Origin of the sequence: Pseudoalteromonas sp. 78C3 (assembly GCF_002836695.1) — a bacterium.
GTDB classification, from domain to species: domain Bacteria; phylum Pseudomonadota; class Gammaproteobacteria; order Enterobacterales; family Alteromonadaceae; genus Pseudoalteromonas; species Pseudoalteromonas arctica.
Window position 1 is genome coordinate 1 of record NZ_PJAV01000127.1, and the last position, 21,863, is coordinate 21,863.

The window sequence follows — 21,863 nt, forward strand, 5'->3', positions numbered from 1 at the left end:
TTTCTGTATTTGTCTAATAGCTGGTAGTTAACTTACTCAGCCGTTAGCTTATTCTGCTGCAAGATAATCCAACACTACTTGATGATGATCTTTTGTTTTAAACTTATCAAATAGGTGTTTTATTTTACCGTCTTGGCCTACTAAAAACGTCAGGCGGTGAATACCATCGTACTCTTTACCCATAAATTTTTTGTAGCCCCATACACCAAATGCTTCAGCAATGGCGTGGTCTTCATCGGCTAATAAATCAAAATTAAGCTCTTTTTTAGTTTCAAAGTTTTTAAGGCGCTTAATTGGATCAGGGCTAATACCTACAACGCGGGTGTTAAATTTGGCAAGCTGTGCTTGCTCATCGCGCAGGTTTTCGGCTTGTACAGTACAACCCGGCGTTGACGCTTTAGGGTAAAAGTACACAAGCACTTGTTGCTCTTTTAACAGCTCGCTTAATGTTACTGTTTCGTCGTTTTGGTTTTGTAGGCTAAAAGCGGGTGCAGTATCGCCAGCTTGTAATGGACTAATTGTGTTCATGTTTAGCATCCTTAACGAATTCGTTTAAAAATATAATCTACGTTTAGTGTGTGAGAAAGGCTCTCAAAACTAATTTTAAATTGATCTATATCTACATCAACAGGTATGTTGAATTCAAGTTCACAACGCATCTTTATGTTGTCTTCTTGGGAATAAGTGTCTGACTTAAGTGAGCAAATACTAATATTATTGTCGGCAAAAAAGCGCGTTACTTTGCTCAATGTGCCAGGGGTGTCTATGCCTGTATATTCTAGTGTGTAACCTGCACAAAATTCGCTAGGAGTATGACTTGCTGTACGCTTCATCATGGTTAGCAGGCCAAGTTCCATGGCTTTAGTGGGCAGTACGTGTTCTATGCGGCTTATTGCCGACATGTCGCCGCTAAGTAGCATTATGAAGGTAAATTCGCAGCCTAAAATAGCAATACGGCTGTCAATAATGTTGCAGTGGCAATCGCTAACCAGTTGGGTTAGTTCACTTACTATACCGGGTCTGTCTTCGCCAATCGCTGTTAAAACAATTTGATGATTTGAAAATGCAGTCATGAGTTCAAATACCTTGTTACTTGGATTATATCAACCGAGTTGGCAACACCAAAAATACACACGAGAAGTTGCACGGCGGCGAAGTTTAACACAAAAAGGGCTCTAAACTACAGCACACGCTAATTAAGCGCTTTTAAAGTGCGGTGTTTCTTGTTTTTACTGGCACGGGAAAGTACCATAGCTAAAATTTGCTTATTTGCGCTTAGTTGCTTACTAAGTTGAAGTGCTGAACTTTATTGCATTTAGGCAGCCAAATAATAAATGTAAAGTTAATATTGATTTTACACTGAACCAAATCGGTATTACCCACTCATATATTTGTTAAAACAATTAAAGGGTATGCTAAGGAGAAATATCTGTGCAGTATTGGATCCCAAAAGCACTTGCAGTAAGTGTATTGGTAAGTTTATCAGGGTGTAGTGTATTTATTAATAAGGCACATGACGAGCGTAATTATCGTACGCATGAGCCTGTAAAAGCACCAGCGTCGTTATCTCAACCAGCTCAAGACCCAGTTTATAAAATGGATGTAGGTCAATACGACAATAATCCTGAAGCTACAAATTACCGCCCACCGGCACAAGTATTAACAATTGCGAAAGGCAGTTGGGTAGAAGAGACAGATAAACAGGCGCGTATTTATTTTGATAAAAATGATGGCATTGCTGATTTAGATGAGTTTCTTTGGGATACGATTAAATCTGTCCTAGCTGATAATAACGCGGGCACAACTAAAGAAGATAAGCTACTTGGTATTATTGAAACTGATTGGTACTCAATCATTAAAACCGAAGAAGGTTTTTGGTGGTGGGGCGATGAAGTTAACGATGATTTAGAAAAGTTCAGATTCACTATTGAAGAAAAGTCACATCAACGCACTGCGTCTTTACGTGTAGAGCTGATTGATTTTAAAGGTGATAAAACGCTAACAGACTTACTCAAGCAGCAGCTAGAAGTACGTGCGCTTAACCAAGTAGTGAGCGAGTTTGATTACCGTTACCGTCAACTTGAAGTTGATATGCGTAAACGCCAAGGTATTATTTCTCTTGAAATGGGCTTTGATAATAAAGGTAATGCAGCACTTGTAACTGAGCAATCTTACGAAGCTGTGTTTGACCGTTTCTCTGGATTTTTAGAGCGCTTGTCGTTCACTATTGTTGAAATTAACCCAGATACGGGCTTAATTACTGCTGATTACACTAAACCAGAAACAAGTGTTTGGGATTCAATTTGGGGTGATGACGTAGCTCAACTACCTATTGATGAAGGCCAATACCAAATTTTAGTAAGTAAAACTAAAGAAGGCGGTACTAGTTTAACGTGGATGGATGACAAAGGCGAAACGCTTGAGCCAGGTACTATGAATGGTTTACAACAAGCATTAGAAGCAGCACTCATTCAGCGCGGCATTAAAATTTAAATAATAATAAGTTTTACCACAAAAAGAGCGCTATGCTCTTTTTGTGGTTTTTATAGGTTAATAAATATGTCTCAGCTACCTCATCGTTCACACTACACGTGGCGCACTTGGTTTACTTTTTTGGTTCCTTCGTTAATTGGTGTATTTTTATTTATGACACCCATTAGTACCTCGCAAGGGATGACCATTCCTATTGCCGTTATGGCAAAAGCGGTTCAAGCAATGATGCTTGGCTCTGCTCAAGCAATTATTACTCTCATTATTTGTATTACAGGGGTTATTTCTGTAATTACTAAAGTGTTTAAACCCGCCGCTATATGTAACTCACCTTTATTAAAGCATTTATTTGATGTGAGCTGGACATGGCTGGTGGTGCGCTTATTTGGTATGGCGTTTGGTTTAATGACGTACTTAAGCCTAGGCAGCGAAATGATTACCTCGGCCAATACTGGCGCGCTGGTATTAAATGACTTATTGCCAGTGTTGTTTTCGGTATTTATTTTAGCGGGCTTATTACTGCCGCTATTAATTAACTTTGGTCTACTAGAGCTTGCTGGTACGTTAATGACTAAAGTAATGCGCCCTGTATTTGGTGTACCAGGTAGAAGTGCGGTTGACTGTACTGCATCGTGGTTAGGTGATGGTAGTGTGGGTATTTTGATGACTGCAAGGCAGTACGATCAAAAGCACTATACACAACGCGAAGCGGCTATTATTGGTACTACGTTTTCAGCGGTTTCAATTACGTTTAGTTTAGTGGTGCTTGGGCAAGTTAAACTTGAATACTTATTTGCACCGTTTTACGCAACGGTATGTTTAGCCGGTATTGTTGCCGCTATTATTGTGCCGCGATTACCACCACTGCGCTTTAAAAAAGACTTACTGATTGATGGTACTGAGCCAGATAGAGACGCTGAAACAATTCCGGGTCATAAAACCTTATTTGGTCATTCGTTAGATGTTGCATTAGCTAAAGCAGATAACTCAACGGGTGTTAAAGGTACTATAAAAGAGGGCTTACATAACGCGCTTGATATGGTGTTTGGTGTATTGCCTGTGGTTATGGCGGTAGGTACATTTGCACTGATCATTGCTGAGCATACGCCTATATTTCAGTATTTAGGTATGCCGTTTGTGCCATTTTTAGAGTTATTACAAGTACCTGAAGCAGCCGCAGCGTCGCAAACTATTATGGTTGGTTTTGCTGATATGTTTATTCCGTCAATATTAGCAGCAGGGACAATTGAAAGTGATGTAACGCGCTTTATTATTGCCGCAATGAGTGTAACTCAGCTTATTTATATGTCTGAGGTGGGCGCACTTTTACTTGGCAGTAAAATACCGGTAAATATTTTAGAGTTGTTTATTATATTTATTTTGCGAACGCTAATTACTTTACCTGTTATTGCGCTAATGGCGCATTGGTTAGTAGGCTAAATTAACGAAAATATAATTAAGCGAATTGGTATTGTTGAAAAAGCCCTGATTAATCAGGGCTTTTTTGTGTCTGTTGCATTTTTAATATTGGCGTTGGGCTTTTTAAACTCCGTTTTTGCAGAGAGTCTAATCAGCGCAATATTACCAATAATAATGGCAAAAACAACGGCGACAATAATTACAATATGCCAAGTTTGCATCGCAGTATCACTTAATATTTAGTACGTTTAAGTGTGACCGTTTTACGCTATAACAGCAATTAAATTACTCAAAACATAATCAATAACTTTAAACACAATCAATAACCTTAAAAACGTCTAGCTACCGAAAGCGTTAAAAAGTTAAGTCCTGGGTTTGGCTCTTTAAAGCCTGCGTTTGAATAGTGAATAACTCTAAGGGCAACATTAGTATGACCAAAGTCGGCAACAAGGCCTATGCGGTCTTCAAACTGGTAGTGAGTACTTATGTTTTTACCGGCGAACTGCGTTTCATCAATCAGTGATACACCAATCCCTGCTTCTACATAAAATGGGGTGTTGTTAAAACTAAAAGCAGGAAATTGCAGCACAGGTGACATAGCAAGTACTAGGTTTGATTGTGTTTCATCGCCGTGGCGGTATTCCCACATATTTACGCTGGTTTCAAAGTAAAAGCGTGCATCACCAATTATATTTTGCATGCTAGGTGCATGATACTGATACGCAAGCTTAACGCCGTTTACGTTACCTTCGCCTTTGAGAAAATCAACGGCATAACCGTGGTTCGATTGAGCAAAAGCAAGTTTACCAAAAAGTGAAACTACTAATACAAAAGAGATAATAAGTGTTTTAAGTGACGTTTTCATAGGTGCCAAATTTTTGTCTGATTCAAGTGATAACTAAATGATAAGGGCGACCTATTAACAATTACAATGAGGACAAAATGCCGGTTGTATATGGCCTGTTAATGGAGGTTTCTAACTGCTTGAATTTATTTTAGTTATTTTATTGGTGCGATTTGGGCATTAATAAGTTGCTTATTTGTGCCTTTTTTATTGCGTATAGTTCGCGTAAATTACAGCCATCTTAATCACACAGACATATACAATTATGAAACTCTTTAAACTATTCGTTTTAGCCACTGCTTTTTTTAGTAGTTCGTTATTTGCACAAACTCAGCAATCGCCAGATCAGTTACTTGAATCAGTAGCCGATAAGCTATTTGCAGACATTGGCCAAGTAAATTCAAAAGGGACAGCAAGCAAAGACGCGATGGCTGCCATTGTTGAAAAACGTTTAATGCCACATATCGATGTTAAGTTTGTATCGTTTAAATTATTAGGTAAGCACATTAAAGGCATTGAGCGCGAGCAGGCAGTTCAATTTATAGATGCAGTAGAGCATTACTTAACAGGTACATACGCTGGTGCACTAATGAAGTACACAGGTCAAAAAGTAGTATTTGAGCGTAATAACGCAAAAAGTGACTCTGAGTACGCAACTGTTAATACACAAATTATTGAGCCAAATGCGCCTACAATCGACTTAAGTTTTAAGCTTCGTTTAGGTAAAAATGATGAGTGGAAAGTATACGATATTGTTGCCGAAGGCATTTCACTATTAAGTGCTAAGCAAAAAGAGATTATTCAACGTATTTCTGAAGTGGGTTTAGATCAAGTTATTAGCGAGTTAAAAAGTAAATAGACTATTTGTCTGGCTCTGATTAAGCCCAACTCCAACCTCAAAAACGGCCAATTACTTATGTACTTGGCCGTTTTTATATTTGTAAGTAAAGGATTGTTGTTATTGCGTAATTTTGCGCTAGCAGCAAAACAAAGGTGTGCTAGAATATCGACACTTTGATTAAGCGTGGTGTCAGCTAAAAACTGATATAACTTACCACCCCCAAGCCACACTGGAGTTGTGTTGTTTTAATGGAAAATGTACTGATTTGGCCAAAGGAATACCCATTACTTATTAAAGGACTGGTAGAACAAAACGGTGCCTTTATTTTAGATGCTTTGGAAGCTTGGCCTGCTTGTCGTTCTACAAATGAAGACGATGGTGTATGCACCACCGTGTTACCGCCTATTTATTATTTGGCATGGCTAACCCCGTTAGAGCCATTTGAAGAATGTTATTTTCAACATATCTCTGAATATGACGAAGACGCACAAGCGTATATTAGTGCGGTTAAAAGCCATTACTACGATAATGAATACACCCCTGAAAGCTTAGTGCTTATGCTGTGCCAGCGCCTTGAAAAATACGCAAGCGTGGCTGCACAAAATACCATAGATACGCCACTGTCTTTAGTTGATTTATTTTTTAGTAAACGCTACTTCACCTTAATTGAGCATGCGCTAAATAATAAAAGTAAACTTTCGGCAAAAGATACACTAGCCCTTTGGAAAGAAGTTGATTTTAGAGAGCGCTTAAGTGCGTTTATTCCAGAGTCTATTGCTGATTTAGATACTCTTTCTGAACTTGCCAGCGAAAAAGTAGCAGCGGGTAAAGACTATTTTACGTTGCTTACACAGGTTTCTCCTGATGTTGACTCTGTTGTACTGCTAGAAAAAGCATTATTAACGCACCTACGTAAAAAAACAGCCAAGCAAACAATGGCAATGCGTTTTATTGAGCAAGGCGCTACAGGTGTTCTTGCTGATGAAAACAATAAAACAGCCTTTATGTGGGCCGCCGAAAAAGGCTTTGTAAATGTGGTTGAAACGCTACTTGCAAAGCAAGACAAAAAAGCGGTTGATAATTTAGGTAACACAGCACTTCATTACGCTGTATTTGCTAAAAATGAATCGTTAATGGTGCTGCTTATTAAAGCGGGCTATAACTTTAGAGCGCGCAATAAAGAAGGTTTAAGTTGTTACCGTTTGGCGGTTAGTATTAAAGCTAATAACTTGGTTAAATGTTTAGAGCGTGACTTTGGTATTAAAGAGCTTTCGCCAGAAGGGCAGTTCGATCGCATTAAAAAAGTACATGTGCTGCACGCTATTGTCACTATATTGCTGCCTTTGCAGTTGTTCTTCTTTTTTGATGAAACACTCTCTATTAAAAGTGAGCTGACGCTGAGTTTAACTATGGCGGCAGTGATTTGTTTTTTCTTTGCGACCACTTTAAAACGCTGTGCGTTATATCCACATATTAAACACCCTTGGGGTTTATTTGTGCTTAGAGGCTTTTCGTTTATTAGCTTAATTGCTCAAATAGGGTTGGCGAGTATTGTGGTGCTAGCTGCCTTAAGTGATTTAGTTTAGTCACTTTTAAACAGCTAATAAAAAACGCGCTTAAAGCAATTTAAGCGCGTTTTTTGTATTTATAACCGTTTATGGTTAAGCCTTATTTACCGTGCTCATTTGCTGCTTTTTCTTCAGCTAGTTCTTCTTTAAGCTTACGGATTTTTAAACCTTGTTCTTGTCCGCGGTGTCTTGCGTAGTAAGTACAGCCAATAAACATTGAAGAGGCAAACACAAGCTCTAGCAATACCCAAATTAACTCATCTGGCGCTGCCCACAGCATGGTAAGCCCGTGAATAAAATACAGCATTACAACAAAGTTAGCCCACGCATAAGTATATGTATTGTCTTTAATTATGCCTCTTAACGGCAGTAGTAACGGAATAATAGGCAAAAATAAAGACACTAAACTCGCATTACCATTTAGAGGTGGCACAAAATACATCCACAGTGGAATAAGAACAAGTAAACCTACATAGCCAAATAGTGCGGCACGCTGAAACTTTACTGTAATCGGCTTTTTAGCTGGGTTGTCAGCTGTATTCATTTAAGTTTTCTCGCAATGTGAGTAAGGCGTTTACCAACGCTTTGGCATATTTTAATTTCGTCTTTGCTTAGCTGTGCACTATTAGCGCTGCCAGCAACGTGTGTTGCACCGTATGGTGTTCCACCTGTTTGTGTTGCAAGTAGTTCGGGTACATCGTACGGCACGCCCAGTAGCATCATACCGTGGTGTAATAGTGGCAGAGATAAGTTAAGTAAGGTTGCTTCATTACCTCCATGCATACTGCTTGATGACGAAAACACACACGCTGGCTTATCTATTAACTGACCTTTTAACCATAAGTCGCTGGTGGTTTCCCAAAAGCTTTTAGCTTGAGAGGCCATCATGCCAAATCGGGTTGGTGTACCAAATGCTAAACCATCGCAATTTATTAAATCATCTTTAGTGATCACAATGTCGTGCGCATTTTTAGCCACAAAGGTGCGAAGCAGTGCTGTAGCGCCTTGTTGCTCTATCGACTCTGCTATTTCATGAGCCATTGCTTCAACTGAGCCATGGCTTGAGTGATAAAGCACCACTATGGTTGCACTCATTATAAAACGCTTAGTACGTTTTCTGGTGGACGACCAATCGCTGCTTTATTGTTATTCACTACAATAGGGCGTTCAATTAGTTTTGGATTTTGTACCATGGCATCTATTAATGCTGATTCACTGCTTTCATCTTTTAAATTAAGCGCTTTGTAGTCATCTTCTTTTGTGCGCATTAATTCACGTACGGATGAAAAACCAAGTTGGATTACAAGCGTTGAAATTTGCTCGTGTGTAAGAGGCGTTTTTAAATACTCTACAACACTTGGCTCTATTGCTTTACTTTGCAGTAGTGCTAGCGTTTCGCGTGATTTAGAACAACGTGGGTTGTGGTAAATAGTAACAGACATAAAATGATTCCAAAGTGTGAATTGCGTCTATTTTAGGGTAAGCGCTTGCAGACTTAAAGTCTTGCAAGCTCTTTTTGTAAAAGTCGATACTGGGTAAGTAGTGCTTTTAAACGTTGTTGCTTTACAAGTTGAGTAGGCTCTACAAAGTTTAGTGCTTTTTGTACTTCGTCTGCGGCTTTTAAATAAGCACCATATTGCGCTAATACATCGGCGTTAGCTTCGTGATAAGAGGCTAATTTATCTTGTTTTTTATACGCATCAGCAAGGAGTTGTTTGCCTAAGTTATGATCTGGCTTTTCGAGTAAAAAACTCTTTAAAATATTTTCAGCAAGCTCATATTGCTCAGCTTCAAGTGCTGAGTTGGCATAGTTAAGTGTAATTACCTGATTATTAGGGCGATACTGATTTAAATCCGCTAAAAACTTAACGGCTTCATCTGCCTTTTTTTGTGCAATAAGTAAATCGGTATGGGTATCTATATAAAATAAGTTTTTAGGATCGTTTTTTAAAAGCTCGTCTAATATTGGCGCTGCTTCATCAAGCTTTTTTTGATCAAGCAAGCTTATGGCTAAGCCATACTTTAATGCAGTGTTGTTGTAGGTATTTTCGCGCAGTAGCTTTCTAAATAGATCTTCTGCGTTTTCTGGTTTGTTGTCATAGCGGGCAAGCACTCGACTTTTTGCTAAATTAAACTCAAGGCTCGCATTCATAAGGCGCACAGGAAATTGCTCTGCACGCAAACGTACATCTGATACACGACTCTCTGGTAATGGGTGAGTTAGCAAAAATGCTGGTGGCTTGTATTTATAGCGAATTTGCGCTGCAAGTTTAGTTAAAAACTCACTCGATGCACGGGGATCAAATCCTGCATTATTAAGTGTTTGCATGCCTATACGGTCAGCTTCTTGCTCAGCTGAGCGGCTATGCGTTAACTGACTAAAAGCAGATTGTGTTTGGCTGGCAGATATAATGGCAATACCCGCGTCGGGTGCAACAACGGTTGCTAATATACCTGCAATCATACCGGCAATGGTCAGCGCGCTGTTATCTTGTTGCTGCTGTATTCTACGTGCTAAGTGGCGCTGTGTTACGTGAGCAATTTCGTGACCAAGTACCGAAGCAAACTGGCTCTCGTTATCGGCTTGAGCTATTAACCCGGTGTGTACACCTACATGCCCGCCATAAAATGCAAACGCATTTATTTCTGAGTTATTTATCCAAAAAAACGAAAACGGAAAACGTACATCGTTAGCATTAGCAACAAGTTTACGGCCAATAGTCGTGAGGTATTCATCTAGCACAGGGTCGTTTATAACTGGCGATGAACCTCGTATTTGCATCATCATTACTTCGCCAATAGCTTGTTCTTTTTCAAGTGGCAGTGCTTGTAATGCAGATGTTCCTAAATCAGGAAGTGTAAAATTGGTTTGCGCTTTTAAAGGTTCGCTTACTAATAAGCTAAACGTAAGCGCGGCACTGCATAAAGTGATAAATGCTGATTTTAGCTGCATTTTATTCCTTGTTAATTTGTTCGCCAATTGCAATTTTGGCTATGTCTATTTCGTCACTGCTTGCACGGCTGTCTTTTTCGCACAATTGGTATAGTTCTTTTATTGTGACTCCATCAAGCTTTACAACGTTCAATTCTCGCTGCAAAAAAGTAATAATTTTATGTACTACTTTATGTGCATGTAAAATAATGGCTTTATCTGCTTTGTCGCCCCGTTCAAAATAAAAGCCAATAAACTTATGTAACTGACTTATTCTGATCAGGTTTTTCATTGAATGTGGATCCCACACTCTAAACTCCATAAAGCGATTATTTTTTATGTATTGGTCAACAATAACATCTTTAGCATAAGGCTGTGCCCATAGCTCAAAGCCTCTGTCGGTAAAAACTTGGTGCAGCGCAATACGTGGCTTATGTTTAGTGTGTATTACACCAAGGCTGTCTTCATGGCCTTCTAATAGATCTAAGTTCCAATTGCGTTTATCTATAAGTTGTTTAACTGCATTATCGAATCCATGATCTAAAATCCCTTCAGATTCGCTTATTGATGAGGCAACAAGGTGATAAAAAGGAGGTAGTTCGCCCCAGTTAATTTGCTTTTTAAACCAATTAATCTCTTTGAGTGTTGGATTACTGGGTAGTTGCGCTTTATTATGCGTGCCAGGCATTAACTTATCCTTACTGCTAGTTATGTTATAAGGATAAACTATTGCAGGTATTGTTTTAACAAAAAGTTACAATGGTTTGGGTATATAAGTATATTGACCGTAAATATGCGACTTATTATTCATTTACTATACGGATAAAGTAGTTATGGTAGAGCGCGATTTAAAAGAGTTTAAATGCCCTCAGCAATTTGTGCAGTTTAAACTTGCGCTACGAAGTGCGCAATCTTCAAAACAACGTATCACTTTTAGTCTTAATAAAGGTGAAAGTGCGAACGATATTGAACGTTTTTTGAAAAAAAATGCTTATAGTTACAATTTTGATAAACAACGTGGGTTGTTATTAGTGGAGCCATTACATGTTTGAATACGTAAAAACATGGTACGAAAGGAAGTTCTCGGATCCTCATTCGTCTACCTTATTATTTTTATTATTAGCCTCAGTGGCCTTACTTTACTTTTTTGGCTCGTTAATTGTTCCTGTGCTTGTAGCATTGGTTATTGCTTACTTACTTGATTGGCCGGTTGTTCATTTAGAGCGCGTTGGCTTAAAACGTTTTACTGCAACGATTATTGTAATGTTGATATTTATTAGCATTATGCTCACCCTTATTTTGGTTATTGGCCCAGTGCTTTGGAAGCAAACCAGTAACTTAGTGCAAGAAACCCCGCATATGTTAGAGCAAGGGAAGTCTTATTTAATGGCTTTACCTGAACAATACCCAAGTTTAATTAACATAGATCAAGTACAAGCTATTGTTGCAACGGTAGAAGCTAAAATCATTGAGTTTGGTCAAACTGTATTGTCGTTTTCACTAACCTCATTAAAAGATGTTGTTGCATGGCTTATATATTTAGTACTTGTGCCGTTACTGGTGTTTTTTATGCTTAAAGATAAGCTGGAGCTAACGGGGAGTATTGCTAAACTGATCCCGCAGCAACGACGCTTGATTTTGCAAGTGTGGCACGAAATGAATCAACAAATTATGAATTACATTCGCGGTAAAGTGTTTGAAATTTTAATTGTTGGTGGTGTGTCTTTTATTGCATTTACTGTTTTAGATTTACGCTACGCCGCACTACTTGGTGTGCTTGTTGGCTTGTCGGTATTAATTCCATTTATTGGCGCGGCACTCGTCACTATTCCGGTAGCGGCAGTTGCGCTGTTTCAGTTTGGATTAGAAACACAGTTTTGGACCATTTTAATTATTTACGGAATTATTCAGGCGCTTGATGGCAACGTACTTGTACCACTGCTGTTTTCTGAGGCGGTTGATTTAAATCCGGTATTTATAATTGTCGCGGTATTATTTTTTGGTGGCTTATGGGGATTTTGGGGCGTATTTTTTGCCATCCCGTTGGCTTCATTAGTAAAAGCGCTAATAACAGCTTGGTCGTCAACGCATGAAGAGATAAGTAAAGAGGTCAGTGAATAGTTAAGTAAACAGACTTTTAGTCTAAAAAAGCATAGTAAACGCACCTCTAGTGCTAATTGATTATTACTCATTACCTGTAAATTTATGTACTATTGGTAATAAGATATATTTTTTAGTAATAAGGTGCGTTTTTTAATGTCTGAGTTTTTATTGCACGATGAGCCAGTAAAACAAGTTTACCTTGATGCAAACGCAACGACCCCTGTGTTGCCTTGTATTGCTGATGTTGTTTCTCATACCATGCAAATATGTTTTGGTAATCCTTCAAGCCCGCACATTACAGGTATTCAAGCCAAGCATTTATTAGAACAAACACGTCAAAAAGCACACACAGTTATTGGCGCAAGTAATGGCGATATTTTATTTACCTCTGGCGCAACAGAAGGCATTCAAACTGCGGTGGTTTCTACGTTAATTGATGCTAAAAAACACCCGATTAAAAACCCTGTATTATTATATGGCGCTACTGAGCACAAAGCGGTGCCAAATACACTTAAGCACTGGAATAGCGTACTAGACGTTAATGCTGAAGTGCTTGCTATTCCGGTTGATAGTAACGGTATTTTAGATTTAGATTTTATAGCTAAACATATAGATAACGCATTGATGATTTGCACCATGGCCGTTAATAACGAAACCGGTGTATATCAAGATTTACCCGCTATTGAGCAGGTGATTCGTAGCCGTAATAAAAATGTATCGTGGATGGTGGATTGCGTGCAGGCGCTCGGTAAACAAGCGCTCGCACTAAGTGACACAACAATAGATTACGCACCTTTTTCGGGGCATAAGCTTTATGCACCTAAAGGTATTGGCTTTTTATATATTCGTAGTGGCAGTGCGTACACACCTTTTATAGCGGGTGGCGGTCAAGAAAGTGGAATGCGCTCAGGCACCGAAAATCTACCCGGTATTGCAGGGTTAAATAAGCTATTTAGTATGTTGCTTGATAAATCAGACGATACATTTAAACCAATTAGCATACTTAACTCTTATCGAAGCCAGTTACAAAGCGCGATAAAAGACACCTTTGGCGATATTACATTCAATCATGATTTTGCTTATAGCGTGCCTACCACACTTAACTTTGCTGTTAACGATTTAACGAGCAAAGAAGTGATTGATTTATTTGACGCCGCGGGCATTCGTGTAAGTGGAGGCTCGGCTTGTAGTACAGGCGCATCAACAAGTTTTGTTTTAGATGCAATGGGTGCAAGTAAGTGGCAAAGCGAAAACGCGATTAGGCTATCGTTTGGACCTGCTGCAACACAACACGATATTGATGATGCTTGTGTGCGTATTCGCGCTCTTAAAGCAATACTACAGGCAAACTGTTTAATCGTATCTGACAGCACCACACCACAACAAGAAGTATGCGCACTGGGCCTTACTCAGTTTAGGCACCAAGGAGCATGTAGTTGGCTTTATGTAAGCGATGATAAACACGCTGTAATTATCGATCCTATTATTGAGCTTATTCCGCGCTTTGAAAAAATAGCTAATACACAAAACTTAACTATATCGGCGGTGCTTAATACTCATCTGCATCAAGAGCGAGAGTCAGCGACTAATTTACTAACCAGCGCTCTTGACTCAAGAGTTGTAAAAGGTGAGGTTGATTCGCTAGGTTGGCCGCTAAATACAGCAAGTATTAACTTGGCAAACGACGTACTTGAAAAAGTAGTTACACCTGGGCACAGCAAAGACAGTGTAAGTTATTTATTAAAAAACAGTAATGGCGAAACGCGTTACTGTTTTTGTGGTGATTTAATACTGCCTGCAGGGCTTGGCAATACATCGCTTATAGGTGGGGATGCAAAAGCAATGGCACGCTCTATTTTAGCAATGAGCGAGCAACTTAATAGCACCAGTATTATTTGCTCAGGGCACGACTACCAACAATGTTTTGCCATGAACTGGGCTGTACAGCAAAACCAAACGCCACTTCTTGATGCGTTAGTGAGCGGCAGTATTTCAGTTGATGAATTTGCAATACAAAAACAGCAGTACGACGCTTCAAAACAAGTAGATAATACGCAATTGTGTGGTTATGTAAATGCGTTACCTGAGGTTGATACACAGCAATTAAATTTTGATGACGCTAAAGTAATGTTAAACACCAGCGATACATATTTAATAGATACTCGGGAGCCGTATGAGCATGGAGCAAATAATGTTGCTCAGTTATTTAATACGCTAGATGAAAAAACATTAAATATACCACTTAGCAGAATGGCAAATGCGGTATTTGAAGGGCAATTAAACAAAAATAACAAGTACATTTTATTATGCCGTAGTGGTAACCGCTCAAAAATTGCTGCAACTAATTTAATGCAACTAGGATACAAAACGGTTTATAACCTAAGTGGCGGGTTAGCGCTTAGTAATTAAACAAAGATTGTAATTTATACAAAATCGGCTTTAGGGCCGATTTTTTTGTTTTTAAGGCTTATTTGCTCGCAAGGTAAACAAGCCCTAGGGCCTGTTGACCTTTCAGGATTAAAATTTGTTCAATCTAGGGGCTATTTAATCGCGGCGTGAGGTTTGTAACCTAGTGGGCTAAGTAAAAACCGAGTAACAAAGAGTAAATTGCCCCTAGGCAGAACCCTTCGGGCAGCGCGTGTTTGGCATTTATTCCACGTTATCGCCTATTTATGGGGAATAACCACACTACATAGGCTCTGCCTTGCCTAAATGCCAAACACACTGCTGCAAATTTAACTTCGAAAGATAAACAGGCCCTAATAATTAGTGAATAACTATAAAAAGTAATTATTGTGCTGAGAAAAATTCATTAATATTTCATTTTGATTGATTAAGCTATCCCGTTGCCTTTAAAATTGCGGGTAAATTAATTTATAAAATTTTTATGATACCGGTGTCAAAAGCTAAAAATTGCGTTATCATCGGCATCTAAAATTATAAAAACAGCACTTTTTTTGCATTTTTAGTTATACTATCGGCGCTTTATTTTAGTGTAAATAAGCAGTGTTAAGAGTTTTGCTTTTATAAAAAACATTTTTAAATCAATTGATTGAAAAAACTAGAGGATATTTCCATGTCTAACCGAACGCAACTAGCAAGTTGGCAAGCACTAGAACTAAGTGCAGCTAAGATGAAACAAACACATCTGAAAACGTTATTTGCACAAGATGACACGCGCTTTTCTCAGTTTTCGACTCAAGTACCTGGCGTACTATTCGACTATTCTAAGCAACTTATTGATAACGATGTTTTTGCTAACTTAATGTCGCTTGCTAAAGAATGTGATATTGCATCGTGGCGCGATAAAATGTTTAGCGGTGAAAAAATAAATATCACCGAGGATCGCTCAGTACTACATACGGCACTTCGTAATCGTGCTCACACTCCATTAATCGTTGATGGCGAAAACGTAACACAAGCCGTAGACAACGAATTAGCTAAAATTAAAGTGTTTGTAGAAAAAGTTCGTAGCGGTAAATGGTTAGGCTATACCGGTAAAGCGGTAAAAGATGTTGTAAGTATTGGCGTAGGTGGTTCTAACCTTGGCCCACAAATGGCAACCGAGGCATTAAAAGCACTTGCTGATGATACGTTAAATGTTCATTACGTATCTAATGCTGACGGTGTACAAATTTCGTCTATATTAAAAGCCATTGACCCTGAAACAACATTATTTGTTATTTCGTCAAAAACATTTACTACGTCAGAAACCATGACAAATGCTAAAACAGCGGTTGACTGGTTTTTACAAACAACAAAAGATGAAAGTACAATTGCAAAACACTTTGTTGCAGTAAGTACAAATTTAGAAAAAACGGCAGCCTTTGGTATCAGCGACGAAAACGTATTCACTATGTGGGATTGGGTTGGCGGTCGCTTTTCACTTTGGAGTGCGATAGGCTTACCAATTGCTTTATATTTAGGCTACGACGCCTTTGAAGCAATTTTAGAAGGCGCGTTTGAAATAGACGAGCACTTTAAATCTGCGCCGTTTGAGCAAAATATACCATTAATTATGGCATTGCTTAGTGTATGGAATACGAGCTTTTTAGGCTACACAGCGCAAGCTATATTACCGTACGACCAAGCACTGCATATGTTGCCTGCGTATTTACAGCAAGGCGAAATGGAAAGTAACGGTAAACACGTTAACTTTGCAGGCGAAACGGTACCTTATACTACAGTTCCAATTATTTGGGGCATGACGGGTATTAATGGTCAACACGCGTTTTATCAGTGTTTACACCAAGGTAATGTAATTGTACCTGCAGATTTTATTGCATCAGTTAAACCACAAGTGAATGTTGATAAGCATCACGATATTTTATTATCAAACTTCTTTGCACAAACAGAAGCAATGATGAGTGGTATGGATGCAGAGCAGGTTACCGCTGATTTAACCGCTAAGGGTAAATCGCAAGCAGAGATTGATGAGTTATTAAATCATAAAATTCATCAAGGCAATCGTCCTACAACGTCTATGCTATTAGATACAGTAGATGCTAAAACAGTGGGCCGTTTAATTGCACTGTATGAGCATAAGATATTTTGCCAAGGCATTATTTTAGAAATATGTTCGTTTGACCAATGGGGTGTAGAACTGGGTAAAGGTTTAGCATCTAAAATTGAGAGTGAACTTACTGATGAAAGCGTTAAACACGCTCATGATAGTTCGACAAACGGCTTAATGGCGTACTACAAACAAAACCGTACGCAGTAAAAAATTCGCTTACGCAAGTAAGTAAACCGAGTACCTTTGAACGGGTAGCGCTGGAGTGCTTAGGGTCTGTATTTTTGTGAGAGGAGATACAGGGCCCCTAAGGCTCATTTAATAAGCGCAATGATAAAAATAATAATAAATCATCGATACAGAACAATTCAGCAGGCTTTTATTTAAATACAGCTATAAAAGCCATCTAATCTAGCAATAAATAGGCATACCCGCACATTTATAAAATGTACTGGGTATCACAACGTAGAGAGTAACTATGCTTAATCCTTTTGATATTATAATTTTTGGGGGCGGTGGTGATCTTGCGTTACGCAAATTGCTACCTGCAATGTACAGAGCATATCAAGAAGGTAACTTACCTGAAGGCTCACGTATCCTACCAACAGTACGCGAAGAATCGAAACGTGCTGAATACATAGAAACAGCGCATAAAGCATTACAAGAATTTTTAAGCAAAGGTGAGTTTAACGCTAAAGATTGGAAAGCATTTTCTACTTTTTTAGTGCCAGTGGTAAGTAATGTTACAGAAGCAGACGACAACTGGGATGTGCTAAAAGGCATTTTAGATGAGCACGAAAGCACTAAGTCTCGCGTGTTTTACTTATCGCTTCCGCCTGCTGTTTACGGCACATGTTGTGAAATATTATCGACTAAAGGTTTAATTACACCTACATCACGCGTTGTTGTTGAAAAGCCAATTGGTTATTGCGGTGATTCTGCTGAAGCAATTAATGGAAAAATTGCAGAATTTTTTAATGAAGAGCAAATTTTCCGTATTGACCATTACTTAGGTAAAGAAACAGTACAAAACTTAATGGCGCTACGTTTTTCAAACTCATTGTTTGAAAATATGTGGGATGCTAAATCTATTGATAACATCCAAATTAGCTTATCAGAAACTGTTGGTCTTGAAAGCCGTGCTGGTTTTTACGATAAAGCCGGTGCACTTCGTGACATGGTTCAAAACCATTTATTACAACTACTTTGTTTAGTTGCAATGGAGTCGCCTAATAAGCTTAACGCTAACAGTATTCGTAACGAAAAACTAAAAGTATTAGAAGCACTTCGCCCACTAGTAGGTGGTGATGTTGATGAAAATATTGTTCGTGGTCAATACGTACCAGGTGACTTAAACGGTAAAATTGTACCGGGTTACTTAGAAGAGCTAAATGAAGGTTCTAGTAAAACAGAAACGTTTGTAGCTATTCGCGCGCATATTGATAACTGGCGCTGGGCGGGTGTTCCATTTTACCTTCGTACGGGTAAACGTATGGCTAAGCGCTGTGCAGAAATTGTGGTTGAATACAAAAAAGTATCTCACAATATCTACGAAGATAACGTGGGTAATATCGAGCCAAATCGTCTTGTTATTCGTTTGCAGCCAGAGGAAACAATTCAACTAACGCTTATGTCTAAGCGTCTTGATAACCTTCAAATGCAACTTGAACCAGTAACAATGAATATTGAGCTTTCACAAGCTTACAGCAATGGTTTTCACTCAGATGCGTACAAGCGTTTAATGCTTGATGCCGCTGCAAATAACCCATCATTATTTATTCACCGTGATGAAGTTCGTCAAGCGTGGAAATGGATTGATCCAATCATTGACCGTTGGCAAGACAAAGGCAAGCCTGCACTTTACCGTGCTGGTAGCTGGGGTCCTGAGGATGCTGATGAACTATTGGCAGAAAAAAGCCACGTATGGTTTAACACAGGCGATAAGGTATAAGTATGGCAACACTAGTTGAAAAGTTTTTTGACGATAAAGATGCGTTAACAGCTGAGCTTTCTGCAACGCTTGAGCAATCACTACGTGATGGCATTAAAAACGATGGACGTGCTGTACTAATGGTGTCGGGTGGCTCGTCTCCTGCGCCAGCTTATAAGCATTTATCAACGCTTGATTTAGATTGGCAACATGTTGATGTTGCTATGGTTGATGAACGCTGGGTAGACCCAAGCCATGAAAAAAGTAACGAAGCATTTATTAAAAGCACGTTATTACAAAATTTTGGCAGTGCTGCAAACTTTATAACCATGAAAAACGATGCTGCAACCGCGCAGCAAGGCAGTGAAGTGTGTGAAGCCGCTTACAGTGCTTTAAAAGCGCCATACGATGTAACTATTCTAGGCATGGGCCCAGATGGCCATACTGCGTCGTTATTCCCAAATGCAGAAGGTTTAGAGCACGGTTTAACAACTGAGCAAACAGTATGTGCAATTAATGCGATACAAAGTGATGTGACGGGTAGTATTACTGAGCGAATGACGCTTACGTTAAATGCTATTGCGCAATCTAAAGTGGTTAAGCTTTTAATTAGCGGTGAAGAAAAACTCGCTGTTTATAAGCAAGCAAAAGCGGGCGGCGATGTTAATGACATGCCACTTCGCGCTGTGCTTAATCACCCAAGTATAAATATTGAAGTATATTGGGCGCCTTAATTTAGGTGCTAATTTAACTTTTAAAGGCCGCTTATATAAGCGGCCTTTTTTATTTGCTCAAATTTAAGCCTAAACACTGCAAAAAAACAGTCCTGAACTGTTTACCAATGTTAATGAATGACTTTGATTTGTATTAAAATCAACCATAAAGTGTGTTGTTTTTGAACAAAATTTATGAGTTTGAGCTGTATGTTTTTTAGCAACGTTCAGATTTAGTTAAATTTTATTTTTTCATGGTCGTTGTCATAAAAGTTTCCCTTCCTTTTTTAGCTCAAAAGCATTAGCCTAAAGGTATTAACAATGAAACATATAAATTAAAATAAACGGAGCAGTAACATGGCGGAGCAACAAGTACAGCCTTTACACAACGAAAAACATGCCAACACTAAAATTCAAAACGGCATCAATGTAGAATTCATGAAAACTCAACATTTAGTGCCAGTAGTTGCACATGAGTTTGCACGCGTAGCAAACGAGTTTCCAATGTCATTCGTTAAAAACAACGAAAGCGGCACTTTTCAAGCTGTTGCTATGTTTGGCTTAGAGCCAGGCGAAAACCTTTTTGTAGAAGATGGTAAATGGACTGCAGCATTTGCACCTATGGCATCTACTCGTTACCCACTGGGCTTAGTTAAACACCCAGATCAAGATCAATACGGTATCGTAATTGACGAAGCAAGTGCGCTTGTTGGTGAAGACGAAGGTAATGCATTATTTGAAAACGGCGAAGAAACAGATTACCTAAAACGTCGTAAAGAAGCGCTTGTATCTTTCATTGAGTTTTCTCAAGTAACTGAAGCGTTCACTAAATTCCTTGCTGATAAAGAGCTACTAATTGCGCAAACGCTTACAGTAGACATTAAAGGCGAGAAAAAAGACATCAACGGTATTTACCTTATCGATGAGAAAAAGCTAAACGAGTTAAGCGATGCTGATTTCTTAGAGCTTCGTAAACGTGGTTACTTAGCACCAATTTATTCTTTCTTAACGTCTACTCATCAAGTAGCACGTTTAGCGCGTTTAAAAGCTAAACAAGCTTAATTATACCAATTGCATTAAATTAGTGATCTATTATAGCGATAAGAAAATGGCTCAATAACAAGGCTAAAATTATGATACATAGTTGTTCTATATAAATAATTTTCAACGTAGTTAGTGAGCTATTTAATACGCTAGAATGACCATGTTTTTAATAAAATTGGTATTACAAACACGTAAAATTTTAAAAAGCGCCTTAAGGCGCTTTTTTTATGCCATTAAACTCACTTTAGTTGAAATTAAGCCCGCAACCATTCACATTAGTTTATAACTTTCCCATAAAAGAGCTCATTATGAAAACACCCTTATTAGCAATTCTTGCGAGCAGCCTTTTTGCTTTAAGTAATAGCGTATTCGCTGCAGAGACTCCTTTTGCCATTGCGATTCATGGTGGGGCAGGGACAATAGAAAAAGCACGATTTACACCCGCTCAAGAAAAGCTGTACCGCGCTAAATTAACAGAGGCCGTAGAGACAGGTTATAAAGTATTGCACCAAGGCGGTGAAAGTTTAGATGCGGTAACTGCGGCAATTACAGTATTAGAGCAATCGCCTTATTTTAATGCAGGGCGTGGAGCGGTATACACTTACGATGGCGGGCATGAGCTTGATGCATCCATAATGGATGGTCGAAACCGTGAAGCAGGCGCAGTTGCGGGTGTAAAGCATATTGAGAGCCCGATTAAATTAGCGCGTTTGGTCATGAATAACTCTGTACACGTAATGCTTAGTGGGCAAGGCGCTGAGGAGTTTGCTAAAGAGCAAGGTGTTGAACTTGTCGAAAATAACTTATTTGATACCGAGCCTCGTTACAAAGCGCTTTTAAAAGCAAAACAAAAATTAGATAAAGCCAAAGCAACCAGTAAAGAGTACCAAGCCGCGCACAAAGCATTGCCTAACTCTTACAAAATGGGCACGGTTGGCGCAGTGGCGCTTGATAAAAACGGTAATTTAGCGGCAGGTACATCCACAGGTGGTATGACGGCAAAACGTTATGGCCGTGTAGGTGACGCGCCGGTAATTGGTGCTGGGACATTTGCTGAAAACGAATCGTGCGCAGTATCGGCAACAGGGCACGGTGAATATTTTATTCGCTATAACGTAGCGAGCGATATATGTGCGCGTGTTAAGTATCAAGGTAAAACCATAGCTGAAGCTGGAGATGAAGTTATAAACGGTGTGCTTAAGCCAATTGGTGGCACTGGCGGCGTTATTATTATTGATACTAAGGGGAATATTAGCTTGCCGTTTAATACCTCTGGCATGTATCGGGCAAGTAAGTCGAATACGCAAGCGACCTACGTGGGCATTTTTAACGACGAATAAGCCAAAGTAATTTAATTAACCTCAACTCTGGTTAATAGATTTACTAAAGTATTGAACCACAATGATATTTTAATTCATTTATTGCTAGCCAGTTATTTTCAGTGCAGTTAGCGCTGAAAATAACTG

At 39.0% G+C, this 21,863-nt stretch carries 21 protein-coding genes; 12 read left to right on the top strand and 9 right to left on the bottom strand.

The window, feature by feature from the left end; translation table 11 throughout:
* Positions 1–48: 48 nt before the first annotated feature.
* Both bcp and CXF76_RS06390 read right to left on the bottom strand, forming a co-directional pair.
* A complete protein-coding gene (gene bcp / locus CXF76_RS06385; RefSeq protein WP_002963124.1) occupies positions 49–528 on the bottom strand; it encodes a thioredoxin-dependent thiol peroxidase in 480 nt (159 codons plus the stop codon).
* A gap of 11 nt (positions 529–539) precedes the next feature.
* Positions 540–1,073: a glycine cleavage system protein R gene (locus CXF76_RS06390; protein WP_007583906.1), complete on the bottom strand. Its 534-nt coding sequence runs from the start codon at positions 1,071–1,073 to the stop codon at positions 540–542.
* 358 nt (positions 1,074–1,431) lie between these two features.
* Between CXF76_RS06390 and bamC the strand changes: the two genes are divergently transcribed.
* Together bamC and CXF76_RS06405 are read left to right on the top strand one after the other, a co-directional pair.
* Positions 1,432–2,493 (top strand): outer membrane protein assembly factor BamC, encoded by a 1,062-nt coding sequence (bamC, locus tag CXF76_RS06400; protein ID WP_101163302.1) that lies wholly within the window; start codon positions 1,432–1,434, stop codon positions 2,491–2,493.
* 66 nt (positions 2,494–2,559) lie between these two features.
* Complete coding sequence (locus tag CXF76_RS06405; RefSeq protein ID WP_007583911.1) at positions 2,560–3,930, top strand: YjiH family protein; 1,371 nt, start codon at positions 2,560–2,562, stop codon at positions 3,928–3,930.
* 53 nt (positions 3,931–3,983) lie between these two features.
* Here the strand turns inward: CXF76_RS06405 and CXF76_RS06410 are convergent, their stop codons facing one another.
* A complete protein-coding gene (locus CXF76_RS06410; protein ID WP_076915758.1) occupies positions 3,984–4,130 on the bottom strand; it encodes a DUF2897 family protein in 147 nt (48 codons plus the stop codon).
* A gap of 107 nt (positions 4,131–4,237) precedes the next feature.
* Positions 4,238–4,774 (bottom strand): acyloxyacyl hydrolase, encoded by a 537-nt coding sequence (locus tag CXF76_RS06415; protein WP_101163303.1) that lies wholly within the window; start codon positions 4,772–4,774, stop codon positions 4,238–4,240.
* A 244-nt stretch (positions 4,775–5,018) separates the two neighbouring features.
* Here CXF76_RS06415 and CXF76_RS06420 point away from each other — a divergent pair, with 244 nt between their 5' ends.
* Complete coding sequence (locus tag CXF76_RS06420; protein WP_101163304.1) at positions 5,019–5,612, top strand: MlaC/ttg2D family ABC transporter substrate-binding protein; 594 nt, start codon at positions 5,019–5,021, stop codon at positions 5,610–5,612.
* A gap of 230 nt (positions 5,613–5,842) precedes the next feature.
* On the top strand, positions 5,843–7,180 hold the full coding sequence (locus tag CXF76_RS06425) for an ankyrin repeat domain-containing protein (RefSeq protein WP_010555074.1): 1,338 nt from the start codon (positions 5,843–5,845) through the stop codon (positions 7,178–7,180).
* An 82-nt stretch (positions 7,181–7,262) separates the two neighbouring features.
* On the opposite strand, the gene CXF76_RS06430 is transcribed toward CXF76_RS06425, so the two are convergent.
* Genes CXF76_RS06430 through CXF76_RS06450 form a run of 5 tightly spaced genes read right to left on the bottom strand, consistent with a single transcriptional unit; the run spans position 7,263 to position 10,782 of the window.
* A complete protein-coding gene (locus CXF76_RS06430) occupies positions 7,263–7,706 on the bottom strand; it encodes a DUF2069 domain-containing protein (protein ID WP_007581036.1) in 444 nt (147 codons plus the stop codon).
* The gene (gene wrbA, locus CXF76_RS06435; RefSeq protein WP_007581039.1) at positions 7,703–8,257 is read right to left on the bottom strand and encodes an NAD(P)H:quinone oxidoreductase; all 555 of its coding nucleotides are present in this window, start codon (positions 8,255–8,257) and stop codon (positions 7,703–7,705) included. The genes CXF76_RS06430 and wrbA overlap by 4 nt, the downstream gene beginning before the upstream one ends.
* Entirely contained in the window at positions 8,257–8,604 is a 348-nt protein-coding gene (gene arsC, locus CXF76_RS06440) for an arsenate reductase (glutaredoxin) (protein ID WP_007581040.1), read from the bottom strand. Before arsC ends, wrbA begins: the two co-directional genes overlap by 1 nt.
* Positions 8,605–8,657: 53 nt before the next feature.
* Positions 8,658–10,115, bottom strand: a complete 1,458-nt coding sequence (locus CXF76_RS06445; RefSeq protein ID WP_007581042.1) for a M48 family metalloprotease — start codon at positions 10,113–10,115, stop codon at positions 8,658–8,660.
* 1 nt (position 10,116) lies between these two features.
* Positions 10,117–10,782 carry a hypothetical protein gene (locus CXF76_RS06450; protein ID WP_007581045.1) on the bottom strand — a complete coding sequence of 222 codons (666 nt, stop codon included), beginning with the start codon at positions 10,780–10,782 and terminating at the stop codon, positions 10,117–10,119.
* Positions 10,783–10,927: 145 nt separating this feature from the next.
* Here CXF76_RS06450 and CXF76_RS06455 point away from each other — a divergent pair, with 145 nt between their 5' ends.
* The 8 genes from CXF76_RS06455 (at position 10,928) to CXF76_RS06490 (ending at position 21,737) form a co-directional block, all read left to right on the top strand.
* Positions 10,928–11,146, top strand: coding sequence for a hypothetical protein (locus CXF76_RS06455; RefSeq protein WP_024591004.1), 219 nt, complete (start codon positions 10,928–10,930; stop codon positions 11,144–11,146).
* Positions 11,139–12,215 (top strand): AI-2E family transporter, encoded by a 1,077-nt coding sequence (locus tag CXF76_RS06460; RefSeq protein ID WP_007581049.1) that lies wholly within the window; start codon positions 11,139–11,141, stop codon positions 12,213–12,215. Before CXF76_RS06455 ends, CXF76_RS06460 begins: the two co-directional genes overlap by 8 nt.
* A gap of 135 nt (positions 12,216–12,350) precedes the next feature.
* Positions 12,351–14,606, top strand: a complete 2,256-nt coding sequence (locus CXF76_RS06465) for an aminotransferase class V-fold PLP-dependent enzyme (protein ID WP_024591003.1) — start codon at positions 12,351–12,353, stop codon at positions 14,604–14,606.
* 667 nt (positions 14,607–15,273) lie between these two features.
* Entirely contained in the window at positions 15,274–16,920 is a 1,647-nt protein-coding gene (gene pgi / locus CXF76_RS06470; protein ID WP_101163305.1) for a glucose-6-phosphate isomerase, read from the top strand.
* A 268-nt stretch (positions 16,921–17,188) separates the two neighbouring features.
* Complete coding sequence (gene zwf / locus CXF76_RS06475; RefSeq protein WP_101163306.1) at positions 17,189–18,661, top strand: glucose-6-phosphate dehydrogenase; 1,473 nt, start codon at positions 17,189–17,191, stop codon at positions 18,659–18,661.
* A 2-nt stretch (positions 18,662–18,663) separates the two neighbouring features.
* Positions 18,664–19,374, top strand: coding sequence for a 6-phosphogluconolactonase (gene pgl, locus CXF76_RS06480; RefSeq protein ID WP_007581060.1), 711 nt, complete (start codon positions 18,664–18,666; stop codon positions 19,372–19,374).
* Positions 19,375–19,710: 336 nt separating this feature from the next.
* Positions 19,711–20,415, top strand: a complete 705-nt coding sequence (locus CXF76_RS06485; protein ID WP_002961447.1) for a SapC family protein — start codon at positions 19,711–19,713, stop codon at positions 20,413–20,415.
* 290 nt (positions 20,416–20,705) lie between these two features.
* Entirely contained in the window at positions 20,706–21,737 is a 1,032-nt protein-coding gene (locus CXF76_RS06490) for an isoaspartyl peptidase/L-asparaginase family protein (protein WP_024592370.1), read from the top strand.
* Positions 21,738–21,863: the final 126 nt, after the last annotated feature.

Coding starts and splice junctions, on each gene's coding strand:
- bcp (WP_002963124.1), bottom strand. CDS start 528: ATGAACACAATTAGTCCATTACAAGCTGGCGATACTGCACCCGCTTTT.
- CXF76_RS06390 (WP_007583906.1), bottom strand. CDS start 1,073: ATGACTGCATTTTCAAATCATCAAATTGTTTTAACAGCGATTGGCGAA.
- CXF76_RS06405 (WP_007583911.1), top strand. CDS start 2,560: ATGTCTCAGCTACCTCATCGTTCACACTACACGTGGCGCACTTGGTTT.
- CXF76_RS06410 (WP_076915758.1), bottom strand. CDS start 4,130: ATGCAAACTTGGCATATTGTAATTATTGTCGCCGTTGTTTTTGCCATT.
- CXF76_RS06415 (WP_101163303.1), bottom strand. CDS start 4,774: ATGAAAACGTCACTTAAAACACTTATTATCTCTTTTGTATTAGTAGTT.
- CXF76_RS06420 (WP_101163304.1), top strand. CDS start 5,019: ATGAAACTCTTTAAACTATTCGTTTTAGCCACTGCTTTTTTTAGTAGT.
- CXF76_RS06425 (WP_010555074.1), top strand. CDS start 5,843: ATGGAAAATGTACTGATTTGGCCAAAGGAATACCCATTACTTATTAAA.
- CXF76_RS06430 (WP_007581036.1), bottom strand. CDS start 7,706: ATGAATACAGCTGACAACCCAGCTAAAAAGCCGATTACAGTAAAGTTT.
- wrbA (WP_007581039.1), bottom strand. CDS start 8,257: ATGAGTGCAACCATAGTGGTGCTTTATCACTCAAGCCATGGCTCAGTT.
- arsC (WP_007581040.1), bottom strand. CDS start 8,604: ATGTCTGTTACTATTTACCACAACCCACGTTGTTCTAAATCACGCGAA.
- CXF76_RS06445 (WP_007581042.1), bottom strand. CDS start 10,115: ATGCAGCTAAAATCAGCATTTATCACTTTATGCAGTGCCGCGCTTACG.
- CXF76_RS06450 (WP_007581045.1), bottom strand. CDS start 10,782: ATGCCTGGCACGCATAATAAAGCGCAACTACCCAGTAATCCAACACTC.
- CXF76_RS06455 (WP_024591004.1), top strand. CDS start 10,928: ATGGTAGAGCGCGATTTAAAAGAGTTTAAATGCCCTCAGCAATTTGTG.
- CXF76_RS06460 (WP_007581049.1), top strand. CDS start 11,139: ATGTTTGAATACGTAAAAACATGGTACGAAAGGAAGTTCTCGGATCCT.
- CXF76_RS06465 (WP_024591003.1), top strand. CDS start 12,351: ATGTCTGAGTTTTTATTGCACGATGAGCCAGTAAAACAAGTTTACCTT.
- pgi (WP_101163305.1), top strand. CDS start 15,274: ATGTCTAACCGAACGCAACTAGCAAGTTGGCAAGCACTAGAACTAAGT.
- zwf (WP_101163306.1), top strand. CDS start 17,189: ATGCTTAATCCTTTTGATATTATAATTTTTGGGGGCGGTGGTGATCTT.
- pgl (WP_007581060.1), top strand. CDS start 18,664: ATGGCAACACTAGTTGAAAAGTTTTTTGACGATAAAGATGCGTTAACA.
- CXF76_RS06485 (WP_002961447.1), top strand. CDS start 19,711: ATGGCGGAGCAACAAGTACAGCCTTTACACAACGAAAAACATGCCAAC.
- CXF76_RS06490 (WP_024592370.1), top strand. CDS start 20,706: ATGAAAACACCCTTATTAGCAATTCTTGCGAGCAGCCTTTTTGCTTTA.